10 protein-coding genes and 1 pseudogene are annotated in these 13,222 nt (G+C 29.9%); 10 read left to right on the top strand and 1 reads right to left on the bottom strand.

Annotation, left to right across the window (positions count from 1 at the left end; translation table 11 throughout):
* Positions 1 to 74: 74 nt before the first annotated feature.
* The 8 genes and pseudogenes from JOC70_RS10355 (at position 75) to JOC70_RS10320 (ending at position 10,150) form a co-directional block, all read left to right on the top strand.
* Positions 75 to 1,142 (top strand): sugar phosphate nucleotidyltransferase, encoded by a 1,068-nt coding sequence (locus tag JOC70_RS10355; RefSeq protein ID WP_204598812.1) that lies wholly within the window; start codon positions 75 to 77, stop codon positions 1,140 to 1,142.
* A gap of 163 nt (positions 1,143 to 1,305) precedes the next feature.
* Entirely contained in the window at positions 1,306 to 2,634 is a 1,329-nt protein-coding gene (locus JOC70_RS10350; protein WP_204598811.1) for a VanW family protein, read from the top strand.
* Positions 2,635 to 2,780: 146 nt separating this feature from the next.
* Entirely contained in the window at positions 2,781 to 5,114 is a 2,334-nt protein-coding gene (locus tag JOC70_RS10345; RefSeq protein ID WP_204598810.1) for an ATP-dependent Clp protease ATP-binding subunit, read from the top strand.
* Positions 5,115 to 5,183: 69 nt separating this feature from the next.
* On the top strand, positions 5,184 to 5,789 hold the full coding sequence (locus JOC70_RS10340) for a DNA-3-methyladenine glycosylase (RefSeq protein WP_204598809.1): 606 nt from the start codon (positions 5,184 to 5,186) through the stop codon (positions 5,787 to 5,789).
* Positions 5,790 to 5,858: 69 nt separating this feature from the next.
* Positions 5,859 to 7,060: pseudogene (gene larC / locus JOC70_RS10335) on the top strand (nickel pincer cofactor biosynthesis protein LarC).
* Position 7,061: 1 nt separating this feature from the next.
* A complete protein-coding gene (gene larE, locus JOC70_RS10330; protein WP_204598808.1) occupies positions 7,062 to 7,877 on the top strand; it encodes an ATP-dependent sacrificial sulfur transferase LarE in 816 nt (271 codons plus the stop codon).
* Positions 7,870 to 8,631, top strand: a complete 762-nt coding sequence (gene larB / locus JOC70_RS10325) for a nickel pincer cofactor biosynthesis protein LarB (RefSeq protein ID WP_204598807.1) — start codon at positions 7,870 to 7,872, stop codon at positions 8,629 to 8,631. Before larE ends, larB begins: the two co-directional genes overlap by 8 nt.
* Before the next feature lie 247 nt (positions 8,632 to 8,878).
* On the top strand, positions 8,879 to 10,150 hold the full coding sequence (locus JOC70_RS10320; protein WP_204598806.1) for an ABC transporter substrate-binding protein: 1,272 nt from the start codon (positions 8,879 to 8,881) through the stop codon (positions 10,148 to 10,150).
* A gap of 3 nt (positions 10,151 to 10,153) precedes the next feature.
* Here the strand turns inward: JOC70_RS10320 and JOC70_RS10315 are convergent, their stop codons facing one another.
* A complete protein-coding gene (locus JOC70_RS10315; RefSeq protein ID WP_204598805.1) occupies positions 10,154 to 11,272 on the bottom strand; it encodes a glycosyltransferase family 4 protein in 1,119 nt (372 codons plus the stop codon).
* A gap of 178 nt (positions 11,273 to 11,450) precedes the next feature.
* On the opposite strand from JOC70_RS10315, the gene JOC70_RS10310 reads away from it, so the two are divergent.
* Together JOC70_RS10310 and JOC70_RS10305 are read left to right on the top strand one after the other, a co-directional pair.
* Positions 11,451 to 12,458 (top strand): CotS family spore coat protein, encoded by a 1,008-nt coding sequence (locus JOC70_RS10310; protein ID WP_204598804.1) that lies wholly within the window; start codon positions 11,451 to 11,453, stop codon positions 12,456 to 12,458.
* 22 nt (positions 12,459 to 12,480) lie between these two features.
* Positions 12,481 to 13,221, top strand: a complete 741-nt coding sequence (locus JOC70_RS10305) for a spore coat protein (RefSeq protein ID WP_204598803.1) — start codon at positions 12,481 to 12,483, stop codon at positions 13,219 to 13,221.
* Position 13,222 lies beyond the last annotated feature (1 nt).

Below are 13,222 nucleotides of genomic sequence, written 5' to 3'. Positions count from 1 at the left end.
AAAGGGGTTGTTCACAAATAAGTGCTTTAATTCATACTATAGAATTAAAGCACTTATTTGTGGAGAGGTTTTTTGTGTTATATGCATTAATTTTAGCTGGTGGAAAAGGAACAAGGCTCTATCCCCTATCAAGGGAAAGTAATCCTAAGCAGTTTCTAAAAATAATAAATAATAAGAGCTTTTTAAGAAATACTGTAGACAGGATAAAGCCTTTAGTAAATAAAGAAAATATATATGTAGTAACCAATGAGATATATTTAAATAAGGTGTATGAGGATTTACCGGATATTGGAAAAGAAAATATATTTGTAGAGCCTGCAAATAAAGAAACTGCAACTTGTATTGGGCTTTCGGCAGTAAAACTTTTGAAAAAAGACAAAGATGCGATAATGATGGTACTCCCTTCAGATCATTATATAGAAAATGAAAAACTGTTTACAGATACTTTGAGTCAAGCTGTAGAAATTGTAGAAAGAAAAAGAGGGCTAGTTACAATTGGAGTTAAACCAACTCGACCTGAAACAGGATATGGGTATATAGAAATAGGAGAAAGAATTATTGGAGGAATACCTTCGTATAGAGTAGAGAGATTTTTAGAAAAGCCTAATTTAGAGGTGGCTAAAGATTTACTAATGAAAGGTACGTATTTGTGGAATAGCGGTATGTTTATTTGGAGAGCAGATATTTATCTTAGAGAAATGGAAAAGTATTTGCCTAAAATGTATAAAAGTATGATGAATATATATTCTGCATTAGATACCGAACAGGAAGAAGAAGTTGTAAAGGAAGAATATGGTTTAATTGATGGAATTTCAGTAGACTTCGGGATAATGCAAAAAACTAGAAAGGCATTTGTTATAAAATGTGAGTTTGCCTGGGATGATATAGGCAACTTCATGTCACTTGCACGATTCTTAAAGAATTTCCGTGGAAATAATGTAAGTGGAAATATATACATGGATCAAAGTCAAGATTGTATAGTACTTGGTGGAGAAAAGCTTGTCATAGGCTTTGGAGTAAAGGACTTAATAATAGTAGATGCTGGGGATGTACTGCTTGTAATGGATAAAAATAAGGATCAAGAGATAAAATATTTAGTAAGTGAACTGAAAAAAGATAATGAATTTAAACACTATATATAGATTTATTATAAGGATCTTCTATAGGGATAGTTTGAATATCATATAGAAGGTCTTTTATGTTTTATTTTAAAGTATGAAATTGTATATATTTTCATTTGATAAGAATTAAAAAAGTACACATACTAAGTATAATATAAAACTGAATATAAGGAGTGATGGATAGATGACGAAAAGAAATTTTATATCGCTCATAATAGTTATAATAAATTTATTAATTGTTATAAGTTTTTGGGGATGTTCATCTTTAAGTCACGTGGATGATAAAGTATATCCTAAGGTAGTTATAAATGATATAGATATGACAGGAAAGACAAAGGAAGAAGCCATAAAAATATTGGAGAGTAAGATCATAGTTCCTGATAAACAGATAATAATAAATGCTAACAATAAAAAGTACATTTTAAATACAAAGGATTTAAAAAGTCATAATAATATTAAGGAAATAGTAAATAAGGCATTTTCCTATGGTAGAGATTTAAGTCAAACAAAAAAAGAAGAGTTGATAAAAAGTTCTAAGGAGAGAAAATTCAGTACTACGGAGACATTCAATAAAGATATAATAATCAACTTGTTGAATAAAATTGAAAAGGAAGTAAATCAAAAAGAAAAAAGTGCTTCAGTAAAAGGTGTAAAATCGGGTAAGCTTCTAATTAATGACCATATTGTCGGAAGAAAATTAAACAAGGAAAAGCTACATAAGGATATCTTGACTGAAATAAAGAATAAAGATAACAGTATTATAAATGCAGAAGTTAAAGATATACTTCCGGATATTACCAAGGAGGAGCTTTCAATAATGAATGCAATTATTTCAGCTTATGAAACTAGATATAGCATAACTGAAGAAGAAAGGGTATATAATATAGGATTGGCAACAAAAGCTATAAGTGGTACATTGCTTATGCCAGGAGAAATCTTTAGTTTCAATAAAATAGTTGGTAAAAGAACACCAGAAAGGGGCTACAAACAAGCACCAATTATTATAGATAACAAGTTAGAAAAAGGTGACGGTGGAGGGGTGTGTCAAGTATCTACTACACTTTATAATGCAATAATAAGATTAAACATTATGTCTTTAGAAAGAAGTAATCACACATTAGCTCCGCTTTATATACAACCTGGATTTGATGCAACAGTTTCCGAAGCAATAGATTATAAATTTAAAAATACTTTAAAATATCCAATTTATATAGAAGGAATAATTTCTAAGGGGACAGTAAAGTTTAATATATATTCAAACTCTTCTTTAAATAGTATAAAATATGATTTGATAAATGAAATATACGAAAAAGCTATACCTAAAACTGTATATAGAGAAGATTCAAATCTCAATTTAGGAATAAAAAAACAAGAACAAAAGCCACACATTGGATATAAGGTAAAGGTGTATATTGTTGAAAAAAGATCTGGTAAAATAACAAATAAAAAACTAATTTCAAATGATAATTATGATATGACAAATGAAGTTATAAAGATAGGAATAAAAAAATAACTAGCTGTCAAAGCTAGTTATTTTATGTTATTATAATGGTTAAAATAAATTCATAAATTTTGTAAAATAATAATATTTAATTATGATATACTATATTTACATGAACTTATAGGATATAAGACATTATAGAGTATGGAGATGATGTTATGAAATTGTGTTCAATATGTCATAAAAATGTAGCCACGATATTTACTTCTAAAATAGAAGGAGGAAAGCCTCAAATAATGGGAGTCTGCATAGACTGTGCTAAAAAGATGGGCCTTCCGGCATTAAACCAACTTTTAGAATCTACAGGAATTAGTTCAGATGATATGGAGAGCTATACAGAGCAATTGAATAGTATGCTTGAAAATGTAGATTTAAATGAATTTGCTAATAATGATATGTTTAATAATATAATAAATAGCTTAACCACAAGTAATGAAACATCTTTAGAGAAAAATGAAACAAAGGATATGTCTGAAAATGATGAAATTAAGAATATGTTTAGAGGTTTTCAAGATAGCAAGGACTATGAATATGGGGAAAATAAAAGCAATATAAAGACAAAAAATAATGTATTTAAAAAGAAAAGAAATAACTTAGATAAGTATGGTATAAATCTTAATGAAAGAGCTAAGAATGGTGAGGTTGATCCTGTAATAGGAAGAAATTCAGAAATAGATAGAGTAATTCAAATCCTTAATAGAAGAACTAAGAACAATCCTATACTTATAGGAGAACCTGGTGTAGGTAAAACTGCAATAGCAGAGGGATTAGCAGTTAGAATCTCTAAGAAGGAAGTTCCAGCGAAGCTATTTAATGCAGAGGTATATTTATTAGATCTTACAGCAGTAGTTGCAGGAACTCAATTTAGAGGACAATTCGAAGGAAGAATGAAAAGTATAATTGATGAAGCTAAAGAAGAAGGAAATATTATATTAGTTATAGATGAAATTCATAATATAATGGGGGCAGGAGAAGCTCAGGGAGGAGCTATAAATGCTGCTAATATATTAAAGCCTGCACTAGCTCGAGGTGAAATACAAGTTATTGGAGCAACTACTTTAGAGGAATATAGAAAACACATAGAAAAGGATTCAGCACTTGAAAGAAGATTTCAACCTGTAATTGTAGAGGAGCCAACTATAGAAGAAGCTATAGAAATACTAATGGGCATAAAGAAATACTATGAAGATTATCATAAAGTTCATATAAGTAATGATGTTATAATTGAAGCTGTAAAACTTTCTGAAAGATATATAAATGACAGATATCTTCCTGATAAAGCTATAGATGTTATTGATGAGGCTAGCTCTAGAGCAAACTTAAAAAATAAAGGTATTATAGAAGTGAAATCTTTAAAGGAAGAACTTGAAAAAATACAACAAGAAATAATAAAAGAAGCTAGTAATGGAAATTATGAAAGGGCAGCTGAATATAAAACACAAGAGTTTAGAATTAAAGAAAAGCTAAAGAGAATTGAAGAGGAGTGCAATAGCGCGGAGTTAACTATAGAAGACATAGCTTCTGTTATAGAGGCGTGGACAAAAATTCCGATTCATAAGGTAAAGGAAAACGAAGGAGAAAGATTATTAAATTTAGAAAATAAGCTTCATGAAAGAGTAATAGGGCAAGAAGAAGCTGTAAATGCTTTGGCAAAGTCTATTAGAAGAAATAGATTGGGATTTAAGAAAAAGAAAAAACCTTCGTCTTTTATATTTGTAGGGCCTACAGGGGTAGGAAAGACAGAACTTGTAAAGGCATTGGCTTCTGAATTATTTGGAAGCGAGGAAGCGTTAATTAGAGTGGATATGTCTGAATATATGGAAAAGCATACTTCGTCAAAGCTTATAGGAGCACCTCCAGGATATGTTGGATATGATGAGGGTGGCCAGCTTACAGAAAAAGTTAGAAGAAGACCTTATTCTGTAGTGCTATTGGATGAAATAGAGAAGGCTCATCCAGATGTATTTAACATGTTACTTCAAATATTGGATGATGGAAGGCTTACAGATGGTCAAGGAAGAACTGTATACTTTGATAATACGGTAATTATAATGACATCTAATGCAGGAACAAATTTTAAGGGAAGCAAAATAGGATTTGGTAGTGGTGATTATGAAGCTTTAGAAGTTCAGGTAAGAGATGCACTTAAAGACACTTTCAGACCAGAATTTTTAAATAGGGTAGATGAAACAATAGTGTTTAAACCTCTTTCAAAAGAAGAGTTATATAGAATAGTAGATTTAATGATTAAAGAGGTGGAAGAAGAGCTATTCGAAAAGAATATAAAAATAAAGGTTAATCAGGATGTTAAAGATTTTATTCTTGAAAAGGGATATGATGAAAAATATGGAGCAAGACCTTTAAGAAGAGCAATTCAAAGATATTTAGAAGATGAAATAACAGAGGCTTATTTCCAAAAACGTATTAAGGAAGGCTCAACTATAGACTTAGGTGTAGAAAAGGATAAAATAACAATAAATAATGTTTTATAAAATTTTTAGTTGAATTTACAGCCTGGTATGTTAATACCAGGCTGTAAACTTTAAAGGAGGACATTTTGCATGAAGCTGTCAAGAGAATTTTATAATAGGGATACTTTAGAAGTAGCAAGGGAGCTCCTAGGAAAAAACTTAGTCACTGTTGAAAATAATATAATAACTTCAGGTAAGATTGTAGAAGTAGAAGCATATATGGGATTAGAAGATAAGGCTGCTCACAGCTATGGTGGCCGTAGAACCAAAAGAGTAGAGGTTATGTATGGAAAACCTGGAGTTGCTTATGTGTATTTCATATATGGACTTTATTATTGTATGAATGTAGTAGCAAGGGAGGAAGGAATAGCTCAGGCAGTATTAATAAGAGCTGTTGAGCCTTTGCAAGGAAAAGAAATTATGAGTAGAAGAAGGTTTAACAAGAACTATGATGAACTAAAGAAAAGAGATATAATTAATTTAACTAGCGGGCCTTCTAAATTATGTATGGCTCTTAATATTGATAGAGACATGAATGGTGAGGATTTATTGGGAGATAGGATATACATAGAAGAAGGAAACAAAGAAGAATTTCAGATTGAGGAATCCCCTAGAATTGGGATTGATTATGCTGAAGAAGCTAAGCATTACCCTTGGAGATTTTTTGTTTCAGGAAATCCATATGTATCTAAATAAGTAAAATGTGGTAAAATTATAATATATTAAAATGCTTAATTTTTATAGATAAAGGGATGGGTGAAATTTATGAATATACTGTATTATGATTGCTTTTCTGGAATCAGTGGAGATATGAATTTAGCGGCTATGATGGATTTAGGAGTTCCTAAGGAATATCTTGTAGAAGAACTCAAAAAACTTGATATAAATGATGAATATGAATTAAATATAACTAAAGAAATTAAAAATGGAATATTAGGAACCAAGGTAAATGTGGATTTAAGGCCTCATCACCATCATGATGAACATAATCACCATCATCATAGAAATTTAAAGGATATAGAAGATATAATAAAAACTAGCAATCTTAAAGAGAAAGTAAAAGATTTAAGTTTAAATATATTTAAGAAAGTGGCAGAAGCAGAGGCCAAAGTTCATAATAAGGAGTTATATGAAGTTCATTTTCATGAAGTTGGAGCGACAGATTCTATTATAGATATTGTTGGAGCAGCAATATGCTGTGATTACTTAGATATTGAAGAAATATTTTGTTCTACTGTAGAGGTAGGTAGTGGATTTGTTCATTGCGCTCATGGAGTACTGCCAGTACCTGCGCCAGCTACAGTAGAAATACTTAAGAATGTACCAATAAGAAAGGGAAGTGTGCCTTTTGAAGCAACTACTCCAACTGGAGCTGCCATATTAAAATCTTTAGTAAAGCAATTTACGGATAGAGAAGAATTTAAGATATTAAAGGTTGGATATGGTATAGGATACAAGAATTTTGATAAGATACCTAATGTACTTAGAGTATTTATTGCTGAAAAGGAAGAAAAAAAAAACAGTGTTTTGTAACTGAATGTAATATAGACGATATGAGTTCGGAGATTTATCCATATGTAATAGATAGGCTTTTAAGTGCTGGAGCTCAAGATGCATATTTAACTCCTATAGTTATGAAAAAGGGAAGACCTGCTATAAAGCTATCTGTATTGCATACAGAAGAAAAAGAAAAAGATATCAGGAATATATTATTTAATGAAACGACAACTATAGGACTTAGAAGATACAAGGTAGCAAAGAGTATCTTAGATAGAGATGTAAAAAGTATAAGCACTTCTTATGGAGAAATAAAAGTAAAAGTATGTTATATTGATGGAGATGTAGTTAAATATAAGCCTGAATTTGAGGATATAAAAGCAATTGCTTTAGAAAGAAGTATACCTTTTATAAGATTATATGAAGATATAAAAATGGAAATAGAAGAATTGAAAGTATGGGGTGAGTAAATTGTATAATGAGAAGTATGATGACCTTATAAACTATGTAAAATCTCTTAAAAAAATTGTAGTTGCCTTTTCTGGAGGAGTAGATAGCACTTTTTTATTAAAGGTTTGTCAAGATGCAATTGGTAAGGATGTTATTGCCATAACTGTAAAAGCACCGTATATACCTGATAGAGAAATAAAAGAAGTGGAAAGTATAATAAAAGAGTTAAAAATAGAACATTATTTTTTGGAGTTTCCTATGCTAGAAGAGATAAAATATAATCCTGAAGATAGGTGCTATATATGCAAAACACATGTGTTTAGTAAAATAAAAGAATTTTCAAACAGAATGGGAATAGATTATGTAGTAGATGGAAGCAATTTAGATGATACAAAGGATTATAGACCAGGGATGAGAGCGCTTAAGGAACTTAATATAAAAAGTCCATTATTAGAATGTAAACTTACTAAAAAGGACATAAGGGAAATATCTAAAGAATTAGGGCTTATCACTTGGGACAAGCCATCTTATGCTTGTTTATTATCTAGGATTCCATATGGGGAAGAAATAAAATTAGAAGAGCTTAATAAAATTGAAAAGGGAGAGAATTACTTAGCTGAAGCTGGGTTTAAGGGCTCACGTATAAGAAGCTATGGAGATTTAGCTCGCATAGAAGTATATAATGAACAAATAAATAACCTTTTAGATAAGGACGTAAGAAAAAGTATAATAGAAGGTTTAAAGAATGTAGGTTACAAATATGTGACATTAGATCTAGAAGGATATAGAACAGGAAGTATGAATGTAAATATAAAAGGTGGCATGGATAATGAATGAAAGGGAGTTAAGAGAACTTCTTTTAAAGGTTAAAGAAGATAATTTAGAGATAGATGAGGCATTAAATAAATTAAAGGAACTTCCATTTAAGGACTTAGGCTTTGCAAACATAGATAATCATAGAGAACTTAGAGTAGGTTACCCAGAGGTAATATACTGTGCAGGAAAAACTGTAGAACAAGTGAAAAGCATAGTGAAATTTATGATGACAAGGGAAAATAATATACTAGCTACAAGGGCTACAGAGGAAATGTATATAGAAATAAAACGTATATGTGACAAAGCTGAGTATTTCAAGGAAGCAAGAATAATAAGAATTATGCAAACGGAGGTAAAAAAGAGCTCAAGCTATATAACTGTAGTTACTGCAGGAACCTCTGACATACCTGTGTCTGAAGAAGCAGCTATAACTGCAGAAACCTTTGGAAATGAAGTAAAAAGAATATATGACGTAGGGGTTGCCGGGATACACCGATTGTTTAATAGATTGGATGATATAAGAGGAGCAAAGGTAGTTATTGTAGTGGCAGGAATGGAAGGCGCTTTAGCAAGTGTAATAGGTGGTCTTGTAGATAAACCAGTTATTGCAGTTCCAACAAGTGTAGGATATGGAGCAAATTTCAATGGACTATCTGCACTTTTATGTATGCTTAACAGTTGTGCAAGTGGAGTTACTGTAGTCAACATAGATAATGGGTTTGGAGCTGGATATTCCGCAAGTATTATTAATAAATTGGAGAATAAAGACATATAATTCATGATCTATGGAGAGGATAACTTTAGATATAAGGAAGACTTATAAGAAGTTTTTAAAAGGATTACAATAAAATGCATGATTCCTAAAGGATATGAAGTAGACCGCATGGATATATTAATAAATGGAAGCATGAATGAAGTGGACTTAATAAAAATAAGTGAAAAATCAGGAAGTAATTTTAGCGGTATTAATGAATGTGTTAAACAAATTATAAATTAAAAGGGTTGTAAAAGGTGATGTAAATATGAAAAGATATAGGAAATTCAGTTCACTTTTTCTAATTCTTATATTTTTTATTAGTGTTTCTTCTTGTAAAAGCATAGGTGAATCTAATGCTCCTAAGAACATACGGGGTGTAATAAATATATGGTGCAGCGAAGAATATGAAGCTAGCATGAAGTTTGTAGCACAAGCTTTTAAAAAGGTATATCCTAAAACTACTATAAACATAAAATTAGCTAATGGGAAAGATTTAAATATAGAAGATAAGCTACAAAATGAGGCTCATATATTTATGATACAAGATAGGGACACTCCTTACTATCTAAAAAAATATGAGGATGACTTGGGAAATGTAACTAGTATAGTAAGTAGTCGTAAGAATCTATTTAAAAAGGAAACCTTGAATAATATATCTCTTAATGAAAAGATATATGCTGTACCTATAGAAAGCAATCCATATGTTATGGTTTATAGAAAAGATATATTTTCTAAGTATAAAATTAAAATAGAGGACATAAATACCTGGGATGATTACATAAATCAATATGAAAGACTAAAAAAGGATTCTAAAATATCATATAGTTTTTTATCTGGAAACTCTATTGATTACTATGAGATGTTCTTAAGCCAATTAAATAAGGTATTGATAGACTCAAAGGATAATGTGTATATATCATCATCTGAATCCATGAAGTCAATTAATTTGATAAGAGAGTTAAGAAAAAGAGGAATTTTGAAGGATGATAAACAGAGGTTTTCCTTAAACTCCATAAAATCTGGTAAGGTAGTGTCTTTTATTGCAAATTATAAAGAACTTAAGATATTAGAAGAAAAGGCTCCTGAGCTAAAGGGGAAATTTCAAATTGCGGCTATGCCTTCCTTTGAAGCTGGTGGAAATAAGTTTGTGTCCATTAATGGAAATAATCTAATTGCATTAGATAACAGTAAATATAACAATTTAATTAATGCATTTTTTGAATTCTTATTAGATAATGAAAAATTGCAGCTTGATTTATTTGCGCAATACTCTATATTTCCATGTAACTTAAATATTCAACAAAGCAAGGCCGTATTAAACTCTGTAGAATACTTTGGAGCAGATAAGGTATGGCAATTTTTAAGTAATGTGCAAAAGCAATCATTTTACAATTCGTATGGTGCTAACTATCCTTATATAAAAGGTGAATTTGAAAAACATATATATGATATTATGAAAGAAAAGAAAAGCTTAAAAGAAAATACTTTAGATGTTGAAAAAAATATAAAGGAAAAACTTAAAAATACTGGGTTCTAAATCCTAAGAACCCAGTATTTTTTTATAAGCATCCAATGTAGCCAATGCTGTATTATGCCAAGAAAATAACTTTGATTGTTTTAATCCTTTTTCACTTAATTCATTCAAAATACTTTCATTAGACAATGTTTTTAATAAGGCATCCTCTAATTCTTGTCTATTTAAGGGATTTATAAGTATTCCTGCATCTTTAACAACCTCAGGAATAGAGGAAATATTAGAGGTTATAACAGGAGTACCGCAGCTCATTGCCTCTAGAGGAGGAAGTCCGAAACCTTCATATAAAGAAGGATATACAAAAACATCAGAGGCATTATAAAACCAAGGAAGATGCTCTTCTGGTATAAATCCAGTAAACTTTATTCTTGAAGATATCTCTTGGGTTTGACTTAAATTAAATAACTCTTCTAGGCTGTCTTTATTTGCACCTGTAATAACTAGTGAATACTCCTTGGGCAAATCCTTATATACTTTTGAAAATGCAAGTATAAGAGAGTTAACATTTTTCCTTGGGCTGAAGCCCCCTATATATAATATAAATGGTTTAGTTATGTTATAGATTTTTCCAAGAGCCTGCCTACACTTTTCTTTGTCTAAAGGTGTGTATTTTTTGTCTGCAGCTAAGGGGGTAACATAAACTTTACTTTCATCAATGGGAAAAAATCTAAGTATGTCTTTTTTTGAGTATTCGGATACAGTAAGTATTCCATCGCTTAATTCTACAAGCTTTGGCAGAGAAGATAAAAACTTGTTTAAATATCCATCACCAACAGTTTCGGGCATTATATATGGAATTAAATCATGAATAGTGATTACCTTTTTACAAGAAATGCTTTCATCCAAGCCTATACCATTTTGAGGCACATGAAATAAATCTATACCTTCTCTTCTTGAATTTTCACCAAAGTAATATTTTTCAAAGAAACTTTTGTGCTTTTTAGAGCTAAGTATTATATGAGAATTATCCATTTTAAATTTATCATAGTTTTTTCCCCACCAATAAATAAAAAATTCATTTTCTTTATCTAAGTTAATCATATTTTTAACTAAATTTTCAGTATATGTTCCTATACCTGTGCCATTATACCAACCTATCCCTCTTCCATCAATGGCTATTTTCATACATCTACCTCCTGTTAAAGCTTATAGATTGAAATTATGTGTATATATATTATTAATATTATTAAAATGAGAAAATGTGCCTTATGATCTAAAATAAACCTATATTATATGTATGTCACCTCAAAGCCATATAATTCATATAATAAAAATATAAGTATGCATATTATGAGGAGGCTGTATGAACATAGACAATGTAAAACAAGTTGTAAAAGACAAATATAATTTAGATGTATTAGATATGACAAAGATAAAAAATGTATATAAAATATCAGGGGAAGAGGAAGATTACTGTTTGAAGGTTATAAATTATAATCTTTCTCGTTTTTTATTTGTAATTGGAGCTATAAAGCATCTACAAAATAAAAAATTTAAAAGCACTCCTACAATAATAAAAAATAAGGATGGAGGTGAGTATGTACAAATAGGATCTTATTTTGCATATTTAACTCCTTGGATAAACGCAAGAGAATGCAACTATAGTAATCCTTTAGATGTTATGGCAGCTGCATCAAAGCTTGCAGATCTTCATAAAAAAAGCTTGGGGTTTATAGTAGATAAAAAAATGGAAGTAAGAACGGGTTGGTTTAATTGGTCTAGAGATTTTTTAAAGAAAAAAGGAGATTTATTAAAATTTAAAGATACAATACTTTCAAAAGCTCAAAGAACAGAATTTGATAATTTATATTTAGAATCTATGGAAGAAGAACTGGGAAGAATAGATAAAACATTAGGGAATCTATCAAATACTAAATATCTTTCAAAGATGGTATCAGAATATAAGCTCAAGGGCTTTTGTCATCATGATTATGCTCATCATAATGTACTCATAGAAGAAAGTGGAGATATAAATATAATTGATTTTGATTATTGTCTTTTAGATACTCACCTGCATGATTTAAGTAGTTTAATTATAAGGGTTATGAAAAATGGAAAGTGGGATGTGGATAATGTAAAGCTTATATTAGACTCTTATAATGGTGTATATGCATTAGACAATGATGATATTCCAATTATGGCAGCTTTAATAGAATTTCCTCAAGCTTATTGGCAATTAGGAATACAATATTATGAGGAAAAACAACCTTGGGGAGAGGAATTTTTTATTAATAAGCTTATTAAAATATATGAAGATAAGGACTATAGGCAAGATTTTGTAGATGAATTTAAATCTATAAGTTATAAGTAGAGCTGGAGGTGGAATATATAATATGATGACTATAGTTACATTTGAGCAATATCTAAAAGATAAAAATATAGATATAGTAGATAAATTCAGTTATGATGGTATAGCTGTAAACGAAGAGAACTTGATAAAGCAAATGAAGATTATAGATGAATTTCATAAAAGAACTATAGGGGGGCAAGTGATTTTTAAAAATAGGTTAGAAAACACTATAGGAAAGCTTGTAGAAGATTTTAAGGTAGGACTTAAAAAGTTAAAAAGAGAAGAACAAGTATTAAAATCAAAAGGGGTAGAAAATAAATTTGAAATGCTTCTTTTAAATAACGTAGAATTTTATATAGAAAGAGGAGAGAAATCAATTAAAACTATTTATGACAATGGATACTTGGATCTTATAAGAAGAAGCATGAAGAATAAGGAGATATGTTTAGGAATTGAAGATTTTGTGAATTTAACAAAAGATAACATCTTACAAATAAAAAGTCCAAATAAGTGTAGTTATGATATGGTGGAAATAGATTGCTTTTATTTACTTAGAAAGTATAAGAAAAAAAAATATGAGTTGGATTATCAAAAGCTTATAAGAGAGTTTTGTTCCATAGAATCCTTAATGAACGATAGCTATAGTTTTATTGCAGGCCTTCTATCCTATCCTTATGAGTTTGTAAGAATATGTACTAGATATAGAAAAAAGGATTTAACCCCAGAAGAATGTTTTGAAAAATTGATAAGGGCTATGAGGCAGGACGGAGATAGCTTAATATAGG

The organism is Clostridium pascui, assembly GCF_016908015.1.
GTDB lineage: Bacteria > Bacillota > Clostridia > Clostridiales > Clostridiaceae > Clostridium_AK > Clostridium_AK pascui.
The sequence above is the reverse complement of the archived record's forward strand: the minus strand, read 5'-3'. Positions and strand labels throughout refer to the sequence as shown.